The organism is Paraburkholderia sejongensis (assembly GCF_020880815.1).
Classification (GTDB): domain Bacteria; phylum Pseudomonadota; class Gammaproteobacteria; order Burkholderiales; family Burkholderiaceae; genus Paraburkholderia; species Paraburkholderia sejongensis.
Genome location: NZ_JAJITD010000014.1, coordinates 150,351 through 166,304, shown reverse-complemented (window position 1 = coordinate 166,304; position 15,954 = coordinate 150,351). Strand labels below are relative to the sequence as shown.

The following is a 15,954-nucleotide window of genomic DNA, read 5'->3' as shown; positions in this document are numbered from 1 at the left end:
AACCCATCACGAAGCCGACAGCTTCACCGACACGCCGGTGGCCGAATACACCGGCGTCGCCTTGAAGCCATCGACAAGCACCGTCGAGAACTTCGCCGCCCCCGCCGCGCCGTCAATCAGCGCGATGACGTCGCCGGCCTTCGGCGCGTAGCCGTTGACGAACTTCACATGCAGCGTGCCGCCGACCACGGTGAACTGGCCGCCGACGCGCAGACGTCCGCCGCCGTTGCCGTCGATGTCCAGTTCGAGCGTGGTGTCGGCGAGTTCGGTGTACTTGCCGTTGATCGTCACCGGCGCGGGGGCGGCGATCTTCACGCCGCCGCCGGCGCCGACATACACGTCGCCGCCGCCGAACGCCGCGGCCGAACCGGCCGCGAGCACGCCGCCGCTCACCTGGGTGCCGCCGCTGTAGCTGTTGTTGCCCGCCAGCGTCAGCGTGCCGCTGCCTTGCAGCGTCAGCTTGCCGGTGCCGGAGATGTCGTTGCGCCACGTGTCGGCCGCATTGAAGCCGCCGCGCGATGCATCCATCGATACGGTCACGCCGCCGTTGAACGCGCCGTAGCCGTCGGCGGCGGCGAACATATTCAGGCGTCCCCAGCCTTCCGCATCGTCCATCACCGGATAGCCGGACACGATTTCGGTCGTTTTCAGCACGACCCGGCGCTGGTCGGCGCTCAGATACGGGAAGCGGGTTTGCAGCAGGATTTCGGCGCCCTTGGGCACGACCGGCGGCGCGTCGGTCGATTCGATCTGGCTGAAACCGAACGTCATGCGGCGCGTGAACTCGGCCTTGTTGGTCGCATGGTCCGCGAAGCGATCGGTGCTCGCGGTGCCCGAATGGGCGAGCGCGGCGAAGCTCGCGTCGGTGGTGCCCGTGAGTTGTTGCAACGTCTGATGCGCCTGCGTATAGGCGGTTTGCGCATCGGCGCTGTAGGCGGTGAGATTGGCCGCGCTGACCGCGAGCGCGAACATGCGCCCGCCGATCACGTCGAGCGGTGCGTGCATGCCGGCCAGAATCCGGTTCTCGCCGAGTTCGAGCCCCCGGCTGAGCATCTCCTGGTAGCGTTCCGGCACGAGCCACGCCATCGTCATCGCGTCGCGCACCGCTTCGGCCGTGTGGCCGCTGATGAAGCCGCCGTCGGTCGCCGGCGTCGCGCTTTCCGCGGGCACCAGCGTCGGGTCGACGACCACGCTCGAGCTCCAGCGATACGGACGCGCGTATTTGTAGAAGCGCTTGGCCGGCTCGGTCGATGCGTTGTTGCCCATCTCCGACAGCAGATCGACGACCGCGCCGAAACCCGAGTTGCCGGCCGCGCTGCCGACCCCGACGTTGTTGCCGCCGTCGTTATAGACGACCGTGGTCGCGTCGGCCGGGATGCTGGTGATCGTGGTGGTCTGCTGGGCCGCGCTGCGCCAGGCGTCGGTGAGCGGGCCCATGCCGTCGGTCACGCTATAGCCTTTGTTGCGGCGGTCGTCGTAGTAAGCGGCGTCGGCTTGCGCCTGGGTGCGGCCAGTGGTGGCGTTGATCACGTACTGCACGTTGGCCGACAGCACGGTGCTGTTCAGGATCGTGCCGCAGGCCACGCCGCTCGCCGGCAAGCCCGAGCAGGTCGACGCGGTGACCGCCGGAAACGCGCCGTTCGCGGTCGCGCTCGCGCCCGCGTCGACCAGCAGCGTGGCCGGCTGCCACAGATCGAGAAAGCGCTGGACCACGCGGACCCCGGCGTTGGTGTCGAGCGTCGCGTAGCGGGCGTCGCCGCGCTGGTTGGTGGCGATCGTATCGACGAAGGCCGGGACGGCCGGCACCGGCGCGCTGTCGACATAACCCGGATCTGCCGGCGCGGCCGGGATCGCAACGTTGGCCGCACTGCTGGCGGTGGTGGCGGAATCGGTCTTGTTGCCGCCCCCGCATGCGGTCAGAACGGCGATGCTCGACAGCAGCGCGATGTGCAACGGCAAGCGGCGATGTGATGCGGACATCCGGAACTCCCCTCAGGTGGTTTTGTGGCCCCAGATTCTGCGCGACGAAGATGACCTTTCAATTGCAAGCTAGCGATTAGTGAGTTCGCAGCGTGCCGAGCGCGCCGCCGCCGGTTGGGCCGCGGCGCTTCGGGTGAACGTCGGGCGAAGGTCGGGTGAACCGCGCGCCCAAAAAAAATGCCGCCCCTTGGAGAAAGGGCGGCGAAGTTCCCGAGAGTAATACCTGAACGACAATTGAGGAAATCGAACTCCTCAGAGACCGATATTACCGGCGCACCACTGAGATTGATTTAATCTAAATCAATGAACTGCGATTTATTTCTTATTGAGACAAAATTAAAAACGACGCGCCATCTCGAATAGCGCGTCATGAGCCCTGTTGCCGATTAATTCAGTAATTACGCATCGACTCAGAAGCGGTGGCGCAATCCAATCGTCGCGGCCACCTGGTTTTGCGTCGACGATTCGCCCAGCAGACCGGCGATATTCGGCGCATTGCCCACCACGAACGAACCGTTGTTGTAGATGTCGCCCGACGCATGCTGGTACGCGCCGGCGAGGTACACATCGGTGCGCTTGCTGAACGAGTAGTCCACCGCCAGCGTGGCCGAGTGCCACTTCGGCGACGAACCGTCGGTGCCGCCGCCGGTGGTCTTGCCGTACGTGTACGTGTAGTTGCCGACCAGCGCGAGCGACGGCGTCAGGCTATACGTGCCGTTCACTTCGATATTGTCGAAGCGCGCATTCAGCCCTTCGAAACCGAACGTCGAACCCTGCACCCGCGTCCGCGTCCACAGCAGGCCGGCGGTCGCCGGGCCGAACCCATAGTTCGCGCCGACACCGAACGTGCGCTTCAGGTCGCCGCCGAACGGCACAGTCGCCGCAGCATTGCCGTTGAACGAGTTCCTGTCGGTGTTGGTCTGGTCATAGGCGGCGGCGACCTTCAGCGGACCGTTCGCATAGCCGGCGCCGACGCTCCACGCGCGGCCGTTCGCGAACTGACCGGCCGCGTTACTGAAGCCGTACAGGCCGCCGAAATGGAAGCCCGCGTAATCGGCGCTCTCGTACTTGACCGCGTTGTTGATCGCGTACTGCGCGCCGATGTTGTCGTTATTCAGCGGGTGCGCGGCCAGATTGACCGTGCCCGCCTGGCCTGCCAGCGACAGCGGCGACAGGTAGTCGACCACCGAGTCGAACTGCCGGCCGAGCGTCAACGTGCCGAAGTCGCGGCTCGCGAGACCGACGTAAGCCTGACGGTTGAACATGCCGTTGTCGCTGAAGCCGCCGTTCGACAGATTGAAGCCCGACTCGATCTTGAAGATCGCCTTCAGGCCGCCGCCGAGGTCTTCCGCGCCGCGCAGGCCGAAGGTGCTGTAAGACAGCAGATTGCTCGACTGCAGCCACGCGCTGTTGCCGCCGATGTTGTTCACATATGCGAGCCCCGCGTCGAGCGAACCGTACAGGGTCACGCTGCTTTGCGCGTGCGCGGCAACGCTGAATGCGCCGAGCGCGGCGAAGGCGATCAAAGTCTTGCTGATGCTTTTTCTTTTCACGATAACTCCTTTTCCGGGATACGTATTCAATCGCTAAAACGAATGAATAAGGCACGGCTGCCTCTTTCCGGGACTGGAAATATAGCGCCGCTCCCGAGGATATACCGTTGCAAAGCCGCAACTCTTCCGGTTTATCGTAAGTTGGATTGAGAAAGCGCAAATAATCTGCAATCTATTCGCTTATCTCATTATTAAGAATTGCAAAACAGCGTTATATCAATAATGCGGAATCGACCCGGAGCGATCGATTCCGCCGCGCGTCACTGCGCGGGCTCACCGGCCGCGCGCTGCGGCACCACCGCGACCCACACGACGATAAACGCAAGCAGGATCAGCGACGCATACAGGCGGCTCATCTCGAGGCCGCCGTCTGCGACCGGCTTGTCGAAAAAGTCGCCGAGCGTCGCGCCGAGCGGCCGCGTCAGCACGAACGCGGCCCAGAACACGAGCGTGCGCGACACGCGCGGCCAGAAATACAGGCCGCCGACGATCACGAGTCCGGCGCCGAACAGCATCGCGCCATCGCCGTAGCCGAGCCCGAGGCCCCCGCGGTCCTCGCCGGCGACCCAATCGCCCAGCGCGGTACCGAGCGTTTGCGAAAACAGCACGGTAATCCAGTAGAACCATTCGGCGCGCGCGGTCGTGATGCTCTGCACCGACACCGTGCCCTCGCTCCTGTACCAGATCAGCAGACTGAGCAGCAGCAGCGCGAGGATGATCGCGACGCCGCCGGGGTAACCAACGCCGACCGAGCGATCGAAAAAATCCGCCAGCGTCGTGCCGAGCGTCGTCGTCGCGACGATCGTGGCCCAGAACAGCGCCGGCTGAAAGCGCCGCGCGTTGATCTGACCAGCGACGAGCGCAATGAAGAACACCGCGAAGATCGCCGAGCCGATCAGATAGCCGAGCTTCAACGACATCGTGACCCAGTCGCCGCCGGTTTCGCCGAGCGTGGTCGCGACGATCTTGACGATCCAGAAACCCAAGGTGATCTGCGGGACCTTGCTGAGCGAAGGTTCAATCGTCCTACTTATGGTGGTATCCATATTCTTCCTTTGTCGAATGCGATTGTGCGAGGGCGACAGGATCGGCGATCGGGCATTAAGAGGCCCTTAAGCGTTCACCGGAAATTCGTAGCGCGCGCCACGCAACGATGCGCGGCGGCGCCGCGCGATGTGCCGGGCGCAACTTTTGCGAGCCCTGTTTTCGGCGCGGCGGTTCCGGCACCGTGCCCGAAATCCGCGCCATATGCCACACGGCAGCGCGCGCCAATCTGCGCCAGCTCGCGCCAAGCCGCGTTAACCGATAGGAGCCGCCATGAGTGACGACATCGCGATGCTGTTCAGACGCCTGACTTCCGGGGTGTACGTGATCGGCGTCGCGGACGGCGAGCGGCGCAACGCATTTACCGCCAGTTCGGTGATGCAGGTGTCGTTTGCGCCGTTGCTGGTCGCGCTCACCATCGGTCCCGAGCACAAATCGTACGAGCTGCTGCGGCGCGGCGCGGTGTTCGGGATCAGCGTGTTGCGCGCGGAGCAGCAGCCGCTTGCCGCGCATTTCGGCACGCAGTCCGGCCGCAGCGTCGACAAGCTCGCGTCGATCCGCTGGCGCGCGGGCATCACCGGCGCGCCGCTGTTGGTCGACGCGCTCGCCCATTTCGACTGCCGGGTGGTCGACGACGTGGCGGCAGGCGATCATCGGCTGGTGATCGGCCGGGTCGTCGATGGCGCGCTGGTGGCCCCCGACGGGCCACCGCTGATTTATGCGCAGACCGGCAATCTCGACAACAGCGCGGAGCTCTTTCCCGATTCGTTCGATTGAACGCACAGTGCGCGGCGAGGATTGGCGATCACGGCACGGAGCACCCCGGAATGGAGGAATTTTCAGGTCAGAGTTGCCGCCATGTCGATACGTTGACAGCAGACCTGGTAGAAATGCCCTGCTTCGAGCGCGTTTTCACAGCGCAGGCGCTCGGGCACGGCACTTGCACAAACCGGTTGTCCGATCGACCTCCCGGAGGCTCATCATGGAAACGCATAATCTCAGCGCCGCAGTGCATTCGTTGTTTCAACGCCCAATGTCCTCAGCAACGCGCGCAGTCGTCCCAAGCGAGCGCGCAACCCACGTCGATCCCGCGCAACAGATCTGAACCGCGCCCACGGAACGGCTTTTCGCGCATGCCACGCGACACGACCATAATCCGACGCGCACTCTTCAGACGAAAGAACCTATCGTTCGTCGCCTGGGTGGCCATCGGCACCGGCTCGGTGTTTCTCGCGGTGTCGCTGCCGTTGCCGGCGTTCGGCGCATTTGCCGTCGGCGCATGCTGCGCCTATGCGGGACGCTACGCACGACGGCGCGACATGCAGCCGCCGCTGCTCGGCCATGATCCGCAAGTCGCGTCGGCGGTCGACGCGACCAATGAGGAGCTGCCTTCGGTCGATACGGCCGCGCCAAGTGCTGCGGCCACGGCTCCCGCTCCGGCTGAAACACCGCAGCAGCCAGAAAACACCGAGCAAACGAAGAACGGGACGCCGGTGCGCTGACACGGGGCATGCAGCACGTGCGCGAATCGCGCCGTACATCGGCGGCCCGCATGATCAGCGCGATGGTGAATCAACAGCGGCGCGACACCAAGCCCACAACCCGGCCGAATCTCACCCCATCGTCAACACCGCAGCGCCCGTCAACCTGCCGCTTCGCAAATCGTCGAGCGCGCGATTCGCATCGCTTAACGCGTAGCTTGTCGTCTCGATCGACAACCGTGTCGCGTCGGCGATCCGCATAAACGCAACGCCATCGTCGCGCGTCAGATTCGCGACCGACACGACGCGCCGTTCGCCCCACAAAAATGCGTACGGGAACGCCGGAATATCGCTCATATGAATTCCGCCGCAGACCACCACCCCGCCCTTCGCGACCGCTCGCAATGCCCGCGGCACCAACGCACCGACCGGCGCGAACAGCAGCGCCGCGTCGAGTTCGACGGGCGGCGGCTCGTCGCTGCCGCCGGCCCATGCCGCGCCCAGCCGCAGCGCGAGCTGTTGCGCCGCGTGATCGCCGGCACGCGTGAACGCATAGACCTCGCGCTGCTGATGGCGCGCGACCTGAGCGACGATATGCGCGGCCGCGCCGAAGCCATAGAGGCCGATGCGCTTCGCGTCGCCCGCCATCGCGAGCGTGCGATAGCCGATCAGCCCCGCGCACAGCAGCGGCGCGGCCTCGATATCGGTGTAGTGAAACGGCAGATGGAAACAGTAGCGGCTATCGGCGACGGTGCGCTCCGCATAGCCGCCGTCGATCGTGTAGCCGGTAAAGCCCGCGTCGTCGCAGAGGTTTTCGCGCGCGGACCGGCAGTAGCGGCACTGCCCGCAAGTGCGCCCGAGCCACGGCACGCCGACCCGTTCGCCCAGCGCGAAGCCCGTCACCCCCGCGCCGAGTTCGGCCACCACGCCGACGATTTCGTGCCCCGGAATCACCGGCCGCTTCGGCTCCGTCAATTCGCGATCGACCAGATGAAGATCGGTGCGGCACACGCCGCACGCATGAACGTCGAGCAGAATCTGCCCGGGACCGGGCCGCGGGTCGGGCAAATCGCGCTCGTAGAGCGTCGCCGAACTGCCGTCGAATAGCATCGCTCGCATCGCGTCCTCCTTGCCGGGCGTGGACGGCTACCGTGCGTCGCGACGACGGCCGCGGCGGCCGCTTTTTTTGAGATAGAGCGACATCCAACCGCACCCGCGGCCGCACGCCGGCTCCTACACTGATCTTATGCCGGCCGCGACAAGCGCGCGCCGCGCCGGACACCCCGCCCCACCCGCCTTCTCAAATCCCGGAGACCCAGCATGCGCCTCACCGTTCATCTCGACACGTTCGACCGTGTCAATCCGATGGCTTTCGCCATTCTCTGGCTCGACAAAGACACGCTGCGCTGGTCGCGCGAAGGCCATTTCGGGCTCGATCTGCCTAGTTGGGGCGTGTTGAATCAGGACGGCGCGAATGTGCTCGTGTGCGGCCACGATGGCGCGGCGCCGGTCTGCGTGCTGGACGGATTCGATCTGAACAATCCGTGCGGACCATTCGAAGGCGAGACCGGCTGCGTGCACTGGTGCGCGGAACGCGGCCGCGAGTTGCTGAGCGGCCACTGGCGCGTCCAATGCGTGGATACCGAAACGAGCGAGCCGGAACACGGGGTGTTCGCCGTCGGCGCCGCCGCGTAAAGCGATTCGTGATCGCGCCGCTACATCGCGATCACCTTGCCCGGATTCAGAATATTGCGCGGATCGAGCGCCAGCTTGATCGCCTTCATCGCCGCAAGCTCGGCCGGCGAGCGCGACAGCCCGAGCACCTTCAACTTCTCCTCGCCGATCCCATGCTCGGCCGACACCGACCCGCCCAGCTCGCCGGTCACTTCATAAACCACCTCCTTGACCGCGTCGATCGCGTCGTCGCGCCAGCCGGGTTCCTGCACCACCACATGCAGATTGCCGTCGCCCAGATGGCCGTATACGAGGATCGTCGCGCGCGGCCAGCGCGCGCGCAGCCGTTCGTCGCAACGCCGCGCCGCCTCGCCCGCCTGCGCGACCGCAAAACTGATGTCGAACGACACGCGTCCCGGAATCAGGCGCGGATACTCGGCCGGCGCGTCGCGAATCGCCCAGAACGCGGCGGCGTCCGCTTCCGACTGCGCAAGCGCCGCGTCGGCGATCACGCCGTCGTCGAGCATGTCGGCGAGAAAATCCTCGAACGCCGCCGACTGCCGTTCCGGGTCCGCGCCGCACGTCTCCAGTAGTACGTAGTAAGCATGCTCGCTGCCGAGCGGCACGCGCAGCTCGGGCAGCCGCTCGCGGATGAAGTCGCAATAGCTCGGCCACATCACCTCGAACGCGGACACGCCGGCCGGCAGGCACGCCTGCGCGCGGCCGAGCAGCGCGGTGACCGCGTCGTAATTCGGCATGGCGCACCATGCGGTCGAGACCGCCGTCGGCTTCGCGCGCAAACGCAGCACCGCGCTGGTGATGACCGCCAACGTGCCTTCGCTGCCCGCCAGCAGATTGCGCAGATCGTAGCCGGTGTTGTTCTTGATCATCTTGCGCCGGCCGCCGATTACGCTGCCGTCCGCGAGCACTGCTTCGACGTCGAGCAACTGGTCGCGCATCATCCCGTAGCGGATCACGCGATTGCCGCCCGCATTGGTTGCGATGTTGCCGCCGATTGTGCAACTGCCGCGCGCGCCGAGATCGAGCGCGAACATGAAGCCGGCCTGCTCGGCCGCTTCCTGGACGACCTGCAGCGGCGTGCCGGCCAGCACGGTCAGCGTCGCGCTGACCGGGTCGATTTCGAGCACGCCGCTCATCCGCTCGACGCTCAGCGCGACCTCGCCGCCAAGCACGCAGGCGCCGCCCGCGTGGCCGGTCATGCCGCCTTGCGTGACGACCGGCTGGTTGTGCCGATGGCAAATCCGCAACGCGGTCGCGACTTCCTCGGTCGTGCGCGGGCGGATCAAGGCAAGCGGCGTGGTGCTCGGCGTGCCGCTCCAGTCCGCGAACTGCCTGCCGTCGAACTCGGCCGGCAGGCTCACAACGTCGGCGCCGAGCGTCGCGCGCAATTCGGCTAGCGCGTCGCTGCTGTTAGCCGCCGTGGTCTTTGGGTCCTGCATCGGATGTCTCCTGTTCGTCACGCGAGCAGCGCCTCATCGTGGGCGTGCCGCGCCTGGGTTCTTGTCTGTGGGAGCGGGGACGCGTGGCGCAGATAGCGCAGATAACCGGAATCGAGCCCCGCGATATTGGGGCAACCCAACAAGCCCAGCGTTCGATCGATCTCCGTCTGCAAGATTTCGATTGCGCGTTCGGCGCCCGCCTGGCCGCCCGCGCTCAGACCGTAGGTGGTCGCGCGACCGAGCAGCACCGCGTCCGCGCCCAGCGCGATCGCCTTGAGAATCTCCGAGCCGCGCCGGAAACCGCCGTCGAGCATCACGCTGAGTTTGCCGCCGACCTGCTCGACGACCTCCGGCAAGACGTCCATCGGCGACACCGCGCTGTCGAGCTGGCGGCCGCCGTGATTCGACAGCACGATCCCATCCACACCGGCTTGCACCGCTCGCAACGCATCCGGCGCGCCGAGCACGCCTTTTATGATCAGCCGGTTCGGCCACAGATCGCGCAGCCAGCGGATCTCGTCCCACGATAGCGACGGGTCCAGTTGCTGACCGAGCGTGATCGTCGCGCCCTTCACGCTGTTCTGTCCCGGCGGCAACAGGTCACCGAGATTCGCGAAGCGCGGCATTCCGTGCGGCCACAGCACGTTGGCGGCCCAGCGCGGATGGCGCAGCACGTCGAACTTGTTGCGCCAGTCGAGCTTGAGCGGCGCGATGTAATTGCGCAGATCCCATTCGCGTTTGCCGAATACCGCGCTGTCGGTCGTCACGACCAGCGCCTCGATGCCGGCCGCCTGCGCGCGCCGCGCGAGCTTCGCGAGAAATTCGCGCGTCCGGTACATATAGACCTGCATCCACACGCGTCCGCCCGCGCGCCGCACGACCTCTTCGAGCGCGACGGTCGACACGTTGCTCAACACGAACGGAATTCCGGCCGCCGCCGCGGCGCTCGCGAGCTTGACGTCGCCCTCGCGAAACATCAGGCCGCTATAGCCGGTCGGTCCGATCATGAACGGCGATGCGCTGCGCGCGCCGAACAGCGTCACGCTCTGGTTGCGTTTCTCGACGTTCACGAGCGTGCGCGGCAGAAACGCGATTTCGCCGAATACGTCGCGATTGCGGCGCAGCGTTGCCTCGTCTTCGGCGCCGCCCTCCACATACTCGAAACAGAAATTCGGCAAGCGCCGGCGCGCCATCGCGCGCAGATCGTCGATGCTGTGCGCCCGCTTCACGTCGCGGCCCGAATAAAGGCGGCGTTCCAATTCGCTCCTCCTGTGTGCGCAGTCTTTTATGCGGTTTTATTGGTCTTGCAGGTCTTGTGAATAGCGGTGACTCACGTCACCACGCCGACCTGCCACGGCACAAATTCGCTCTGCCCGTAGCCGTGCAATTCGCTTTTCGTGCGGACTCCGGACGCGCAATCGAGCATCATCCGGAAGATCGCTTCGCCGAGTTCGTCGATGCTCGCGCTGCCGTCGATCACGCCGCCGCAATTGAGGTCGATGTCGTCTTCCTGGCGCTCCCACAGCGCGCTGTTGGTCGCGAGCTTCAGCGACGGCGACGGCGCGCAGCCATACGCCGAGCCGCGTCCGGTCGTAAAGCAGATCAGGTTCGCGCCCGCCGCGACCTGGCCGGTCGCCGACACCGGGTCGTAGCCCGGCGAATCCATGAACACGAAGCCCTTCGCGGCGATCGGCTGCGCGTATTCGTAGACGTCGACCAGATTGGTCGTGCCGCCCTTCGCCACCGCGCCCAGCGATTTTTCGAGGATCGTCGTCAGCCCGCCGGCCTTGTTGCCTGCCGACGGATTGTTGTCCATCGCGCCGCCGTTGCGCGCGCAATAGTCCTGCCACCAGGCGATCCGCGCGAGCAGCTTGGCGCCGACCTCGGCGCTGACCGCGCGGCGCGTCAGCAGATGCTCGGCGCCGTAAATCTCCGGCGTCTCCGACAGGATCGCGGTGCCGCCATGCCGCACCAGCCGGTCGACCGCCGCGCCAAGCGCGGGGTTCGCGGAGATCCCGGAATAGCCGTCCGAGCCGCCGCACTGCAAGCCGACGCACAAGTGCGCGGCCGACACCGGCACGCGCTCCACGCGGTTCGCGTCGGCGAGCATCTCGCGCACCATCGCGACGCCGCGTTCGATCGTCTTGCGCGTGCCGCCGCTGTCCTGGATCGTGAAGCTGCGCAGCTTCAGATCACTGTTCGCGAGGCCGCCCGCTTCGAGCACGCCGTCGATCTGATTGGTCTCGCAGCCGAGCCCGACGAACAGCACCGACGCGAAGTTCGGATGCACTGCGTAGCCGGCGAGCGTGCGGCGCAAAATGCCGATTCCCTCGCCCTGCATGTCGATCCCGCAGCCCAGGCCATGTGTCAACGCGATCACGCCGTCGACATTCGGATAGTCGGCGAGCGCTTCGGGACGCACGTCGGGCCGGAAATAATCGGCGATCGCGCGCGCGACCGTCGCCGAGCAGTTCACACTGGTCAGGATGCCGATGTAATTGCGCGTCGCGATGCGGCCGTCCGCGCGGCGAATCCCCATGAATTGCGCGGGTTCGTCGACATAGGCGGTCGGCTGCGCATCGATGCCGAAGCGATGCTCGCGCTCGAACTCGGACATTCCAAGGTTGTGGACATGCACGTGCTGGCCGCGCGCAATCGCTTCACGCGCGACGCCGATGACCTGGTTGTAGCGCTTGACCGGCTCGCCCTTCGCGATATCACGCGTGGCGATCTTGTGGCCGGGCGGAATCAGTCCGGTCACCACCAGTTGTTCCGCGTCGATGCGGGTGCCGGGCAATAGCTGGCGGGTGGCGATGATGACGTCGTCGGCCGGATGCAGGCGGATGACCGCGGACGCGACGCTGGCTTGAGTCGACATGAAAAGCCTCGAAAGCGAAATGAGTCGGATACGTAATGGGCCGATACGTGAAAGTGCAACGCGTCAGATCGCCGAGCGCGCGCCTTCGGGTTCGGCGCGCCGGGCCGGCTCGAGCGACAGCGGTTCGATGCGGCCTACGATCACAAGATAGCTGAACGCGCCGAGAAAACAAAAACCGCCCGCGACGACCAGCGGAATCGTGAACGAGCCCTTGGTCATCGCGACCATCACGCCGGTAAAGGTCGTGATCACGATCCCGGCCAGGTTCGACGCGAAGTTCTGGATTCCGCCGATCGATGCGACGTGACGCGGTGTCGGCGCGACATCGCACGGCAGCGACCAGATGCTCGCGGCGGCGAACGCGAGGCTGCCGTACGCGATGCCGAAGAACGCGAGCATCAGATAGGTGTTCTCGGTAAATGCCGACAGCGTGATCACCGACGACAACAGCATCCCGCCGACCATGCAGGTCTTGCGCGCGGCGGTCAGGCTCCAGCCGCGCCGGAACAGCGTGTCCGACACATAGCCGCCGAGCCAACCGCCGGGAATGGCGATCAGCGCCGGAATCATCCCGAGCGTGCCGAGCGATTTCAGCGAAAAGCCGCGGGTCTGCACGAGGTAGCTCGGAAACCACGTGATGAAGAAATAGATCACGAAGTTCAGGCAGAAGAAGCCGAGCATCATCCCCCACAGCGTGCGGTGACGAAACAGCGACGCCCACGTGACCTGTTCCTGATCGACGCCGGCGGACTGCGCGGGTGTGGCGTCCGGCGCGGCGCCGAGCGCGTCATGTGTAGGATTGCGATAGATCACGAACCAGCCGACGATCCACACCGCGCCCAGCGCGCCGGTCAGAATGAAGGCCGCTTTCCAGCCGAGCGTGCCGATGATCAGCGCGACGACCGGGATCGACAGCGCGGAGCCGACCCGCGAGCCGCTATCGAAGATACTGGTCGCGATCGCACGCTCGCGCGGCTGGAACCACTGGCTGACGAGCTTGGTGCACGACGGATACGCGCCCGCCTCGCCGACGCCGAGCAGCAGCCGGCAGCCGAACATCCCGGCCACACTGGTGGTCACCGCGGTGGCCGCCGTGAACACCGACCACCAGCCGACCGCGAGCGGCAGCGCGATGCGCGCGCCGACCCGATCGACGAACCAGCCGAACGGCATCTGCATCAACGCATAGGTCCAGAAAAAGCCGCTCAAAATAAAGCCCATTTCGGCGGGACCGATGCCGAGCGCTTTTTCGATCTCGGGCGCGGCAACCGCGAGATTCGCACGGTCGATGTAGTTCACCGCGATGGCCAGAAAGCACAGAAAAATCACGACCCAACGCATTTTTTTCATCAAACTGTCTCCTCCTGGCTCGGGGCCGGGTTGGGGTTTTCAGGTATGTCGGAATGCGGCGCGGTGCGGCGTCAGCTGCTGGCGGGCGACGCCCCCAGCGCCGCGCGCAGGCGCGGCTGCTCGACTCGCACGCCGAGCTCGCGCGCAAGTTCGATCACCGGTCCGAAGCGGCGCAGTTTCTTCTGTTCGTGATTACGCGCGATGTCGGCGAGACGGTGGTCGAGGAACGGGTTTTCGAAGCGCTCGCGCACCTCGTCGAGATAGGCACGCGCGTCGCTGCCTTGGCCGAGCGCGTCGAATATCGGCAATACCTCATCGCGCCACAGAGATTCAAGATCGGCTCGCAACGCCGGATCGCGCATCGCATGCAGCGTGTTTTCGTGCGGATCGCGCGCGTCGACCTGCCAGCGCTCGGCGAGCCACGTGTGGCCGAGATTGAGCAACAGCAGCTTCAGGCGTTCGTAATGCGGCAGGTCGTCGGTGACGATGATCGCCGCGTGCTCGCACGGCAGCACCATCTCCGCGCGTCGCTCGATCGCCCACAGTGCGTACGGTTCAGCCACCGCGCCGACCGGCACGATCGGCTCCGACACGATCCGGTCGACCAGCGAATTGACCCACACGCAACCGTGCTCGATATAGCGGATCAATTCGGGCTCCGCGCCCCACGCGCGTGCGAGGTCCGCGACGAGGCCGCGCAACGTATCGCCGTTATGCGACACCAGTTCGCACGGCAGCAGCGTCAGCGGCGCGGCGCCCGCATGGAAGCGCGCGTGCAGCAGCACCACCAGCTTCGCGACGAACCCGCGCGGCACGCTCGACGCGTTGCGCAGCAGTTCGGCGGTGTCTTCAGCGAAACCTTCGTAGCCGCGATCGCCGGTGTTCGAGATCACCACACGTGCATCGTTGGCGAAGCGCTCGACTACCGCCGGCCAGTCCGTGTTCGCGTTCAATGCTTCATTGATCGCGTGGCAACGGGTCGTCGTGTCGATCACAGCCCCATGACGCACGCCACGAATCCGCACGTCGTACTCGCGCCGCGCGCGCAACGCGTCGATCCGCGCGAGACTGTCCGGATTCGCGGTGGTTTGCACGACTGTGACGTGGCCGAGGGCGCGGCCCTCATCGAGCGCCTCCGACACGAACAGATCCGCGTGCGCCTGCAAAAAACGGCTCGTGCCGAATTGAAGGATCGGATTACTCATCGTTTTGGGCCTTGGGCTCAACACGCGACCAGCGCCTTGATCACGCCGGCCTCCGGTTTCAACAGGCGCGGGAATTGGTCCGGCAGATCGGCGAGTTCGACGACATGCGTATTGAGCGCGGCGGTCGGAATCTGCTTCGCGCGCATCGCGGCGAGCACCGTTTCGAAGTCGGCGACGGTCGCGTTGCGGCTCGCGAGCAGCGTCGTCTCGCGCTTGTGAAACTCGGGATCGGCAAACGAAATCCGCTCGCTGACGATCGACACCAGCACATACTTGCCGCCGTGCGCGACGAACTGCAAGCCACGCTCCATCGCCTTGATGTTGCCGGTCGCGTCGAACACCGCGTCGAAGAATTCGTTGTCGGTCAGCGCGGCGAGCGCGGCGACATCGGTCGCGGCCTCGCTGGTGTCGAGCTGCACCGTGTGATCGGCGCGCAACGCGTCCGCGCACACCGCCAGACGGTCCGCGCGGCCATCGAGCACGCTGACCTCGGCGCCCCGCAGCTTCGCGAAGATCGTCACCGCCATCCCGATCGGCCCGGCGCCGACCACCAGCACACGCTGCCCCGCCTGCACGTCCGCGCGCGCAACCGCATGGGCGCCGATCGCGAGAAATTCGAGCATCGCGGCTTCGTCGAGCGTGACGCCGTCGGCTTTGAACACGAAGGCCTGCGGCACCGCGAGGTACTCGGTCATGCCGCCGTCGGCATGCACGCCGAGCACGCGGATGTTCACGCAGCAATTGCCCTTGCCCGCGCGGCACGCGACGCAGTGCCCGCACGACAGATATGGCATCACGTACACCTGATCGCCGCGTTCGACGCGCGCGCCGGCCGGCGCCGCTTCGACGATGCCGGCCAGTTCGTGACCCATCACGCGCGGGTACGACAGATACGGCTGCTTGCCGGTGAAGATATGAAAGTCGGTGCCGCAGATGCCGACCCGGCGGATCCGTATCAGAACGTCGTCGGGGCCGGCTTGCGGCACCGGTTGTTCGGTCAGCGCAAGCTGGCCTGGCTGTTCGCAAATGACTGTCTTCATCGGGATGATCGTATTGGCCTTACCAGTTTGCAAAAATAACGTTGCATGCGATACTGGTCAAGCCAATTTATCCGAACCCGGGGAAACCCCGAGACGCGCGCACGGCGCCGGTTTGCGCGGCGGGCGCTTCGATCTACAATCGGCGCTCGCCTTCGGGCTCGTCTGACTAAGCTCGTCAATCGGGCTCGTGTGATGAGGCCGTCTGATCGGCCTGTTGGCCGCCTGTTGACGGCCGGTCGAATTGGCCCGCTCAACGGGCTTGCTCAAGCCCCTGCGCCAGGAAACATTT

General features: G+C 65.7%; 13 protein-coding genes. 3 read left to right on the top strand and 10 right to left on the bottom strand.

Features of this window, described 5'->3' with window-relative positions; genetic code table 11:
- Window positions 1-6: 6 nt before the first annotated feature.
- The 3 genes from LJ656_RS25375 to LJ656_RS25365 all read right to left on the bottom strand — a co-directional run bounded on the left by LJ656_RS25375 (window position 7) and on the right by LJ656_RS25365 (window position 4,579).
- Window positions 7-1,980, bottom strand: coding sequence for a phosphatase PAP2 family protein (locus LJ656_RS25375; RefSeq protein ID WP_230512271.1), 1,974 nt, complete (start codon window positions 1,978-1,980; stop codon window positions 7-9).
- A 410-nt stretch (window positions 1,981-2,390) separates the two neighbouring features.
- Window positions 2,391-3,518 (bottom strand): porin, encoded by a 1,128-nt coding sequence (locus LJ656_RS25370; RefSeq protein ID WP_230512292.1) that lies wholly within the window; start codon window positions 3,516-3,518, stop codon window positions 2,391-2,393.
- A 275-nt stretch (window positions 3,519-3,793) separates the two neighbouring features.
- On the bottom strand, window positions 3,794-4,579 hold the full coding sequence (locus LJ656_RS25365) for a COG4705 family protein (RefSeq protein WP_230512270.1): 786 nt from the start codon (window positions 4,577-4,579) through the stop codon (window positions 3,794-3,796).
- A gap of 271 nt (window positions 4,580-4,850) precedes the next feature.
- Between LJ656_RS25365 and LJ656_RS25360 the strand changes: the two genes are divergently transcribed.
- Both LJ656_RS25360 and LJ656_RS25355 read left to right on the top strand, forming a co-directional pair.
- Window positions 4,851-5,354, top strand: coding sequence for a flavin reductase family protein (locus LJ656_RS25360; RefSeq protein WP_230512269.1), 504 nt, complete (start codon window positions 4,851-4,853; stop codon window positions 5,352-5,354).
- Between the two features lie 356 nt (window positions 5,355-5,710).
- On the top strand, window positions 5,711-6,079 hold the full coding sequence (locus LJ656_RS25355; protein ID WP_230512268.1) for a hypothetical protein: 369 nt from the start codon (window positions 5,711-5,713) through the stop codon (window positions 6,077-6,079).
- A gap of 111 nt (window positions 6,080-6,190) precedes the next feature.
- On the opposite strand, the gene LJ656_RS25350 is transcribed toward LJ656_RS25355, so the two are convergent.
- A complete protein-coding gene (locus LJ656_RS25350; RefSeq protein WP_230512267.1) occupies window positions 6,191-7,177 on the bottom strand; it encodes a zinc-dependent alcohol dehydrogenase family protein in 987 nt (328 codons plus the stop codon).
- A 201-nt stretch (window positions 7,178-7,378) separates the two neighbouring features.
- Between LJ656_RS25350 and LJ656_RS25345 the strand changes: the two genes are divergently transcribed.
- A complete protein-coding gene (locus LJ656_RS25345) occupies window positions 7,379-7,753 on the top strand; it encodes a DUF3564 domain-containing protein (RefSeq protein ID WP_230512266.1) in 375 nt (124 codons plus the stop codon).
- 20 nt (window positions 7,754-7,773) lie between these two features.
- Here the strand turns inward: LJ656_RS25345 and LJ656_RS25340 are convergent, their stop codons facing one another.
- The 6 genes from LJ656_RS25340 to LJ656_RS25315 all read right to left on the bottom strand — a co-directional run bounded on the left by LJ656_RS25340 (window position 7,774) and on the right by LJ656_RS25315 (window position 15,665).
- Window positions 7,774-9,192, bottom strand: a complete 1,419-nt coding sequence (locus LJ656_RS25340; protein ID WP_230512265.1) for an FAD-binding oxidoreductase — start codon at window positions 9,190-9,192, stop codon at window positions 7,774-7,776.
- Window positions 9,193-9,209: 17 nt separating this feature from the next.
- A complete protein-coding gene (locus LJ656_RS25335; RefSeq protein WP_230512264.1) occupies window positions 9,210-10,451 on the bottom strand; it encodes an alpha-hydroxy acid oxidase in 1,242 nt (413 codons plus the stop codon).
- Between the two features lie 71 nt (window positions 10,452-10,522).
- A complete protein-coding gene (locus LJ656_RS25330) occupies window positions 10,523-12,070 on the bottom strand; it encodes a UxaA family hydrolase (RefSeq protein WP_230512263.1) in 1,548 nt (515 codons plus the stop codon).
- Window positions 12,071-12,133: 63 nt separating this feature from the next.
- Window positions 12,134-13,420, bottom strand: a complete 1,287-nt coding sequence (locus tag LJ656_RS25325) for an MFS transporter (RefSeq protein ID WP_230512262.1) — start codon at window positions 13,418-13,420, stop codon at window positions 12,134-12,136.
- Between the two features lie 71 nt (window positions 13,421-13,491).
- Window positions 13,492-14,625 carry a mannitol dehydrogenase family protein gene (locus LJ656_RS25320; protein ID WP_230512261.1) on the bottom strand — a complete coding sequence of 378 codons (1,134 nt, stop codon included), beginning with the start codon at window positions 14,623-14,625 and terminating at the stop codon, window positions 13,492-13,494.
- Between the two features lie 17 nt (window positions 14,626-14,642).
- Window positions 14,643-15,665 carry a zinc-binding alcohol dehydrogenase family protein gene (locus tag LJ656_RS25315; protein ID WP_230512260.1) on the bottom strand — a complete coding sequence of 341 codons (1,023 nt, stop codon included), beginning with the start codon at window positions 15,663-15,665 and terminating at the stop codon, window positions 14,643-14,645.
- Window positions 15,666-15,954 lie beyond the last annotated feature (289 nt).

Excerpts from the sequence above, each read along its gene's own strand:
- LJ656_RS25375 (WP_230512271.1), bottom strand. The coding sequence starts at position 1,980 with ATGTCCGCATCACATCGCCGCTTGCCGTTGCACATCGCGCTGCTGTCG.
- LJ656_RS25365 (WP_230512270.1), bottom strand. The coding sequence starts at position 4,579 with ATGGATACCACCATAAGTAGGACGATTGAACCTTCGCTCAGCAAGGTC.
- LJ656_RS25360 (WP_230512269.1), top strand. The coding sequence starts at position 4,851 with ATGAGTGACGACATCGCGATGCTGTTCAGACGCCTGACTTCCGGGGTG.
- LJ656_RS25355 (WP_230512268.1), top strand. The coding sequence starts at position 5,711 with ATGCCACGCGACACGACCATAATCCGACGCGCACTCTTCAGACGAAAG.
- LJ656_RS25350 (WP_230512267.1), bottom strand. The coding sequence starts at position 7,177 with ATGCGAGCGATGCTATTCGACGGCAGTTCGGCGACGCTCTACGAGCGC.
- LJ656_RS25345 (WP_230512266.1), top strand. The coding sequence starts at position 7,379 with ATGCGCCTCACCGTTCATCTCGACACGTTCGACCGTGTCAATCCGATG.
- LJ656_RS25340 (WP_230512265.1), bottom strand. The coding sequence starts at position 9,192 with ATGCAGGACCCAAAGACCACGGCGGCTAACAGCAGCGACGCGCTAGCC.
- LJ656_RS25330 (WP_230512263.1), bottom strand. The coding sequence starts at position 12,070 with ATGTCGACTCAAGCCAGCGTCGCGTCCGCGGTCATCCGCCTGCATCCG.
- LJ656_RS25325 (WP_230512262.1), bottom strand. The coding sequence starts at position 13,420 with ATGAAAAAAATGCGTTGGGTCGTGATTTTTCTGTGCTTTCTGGCCATC.
- LJ656_RS25320 (WP_230512261.1), bottom strand. The coding sequence starts at position 14,625 with ATGAGTAATCCGATCCTTCAATTCGGCACGAGCCGTTTTTTGCAGGCG.
- LJ656_RS25315 (WP_230512260.1), bottom strand. The coding sequence starts at position 15,665 with ATGAAGACAGTCATTTGCGAACAGCCAGGCCAGCTTGCGCTGACCGAA.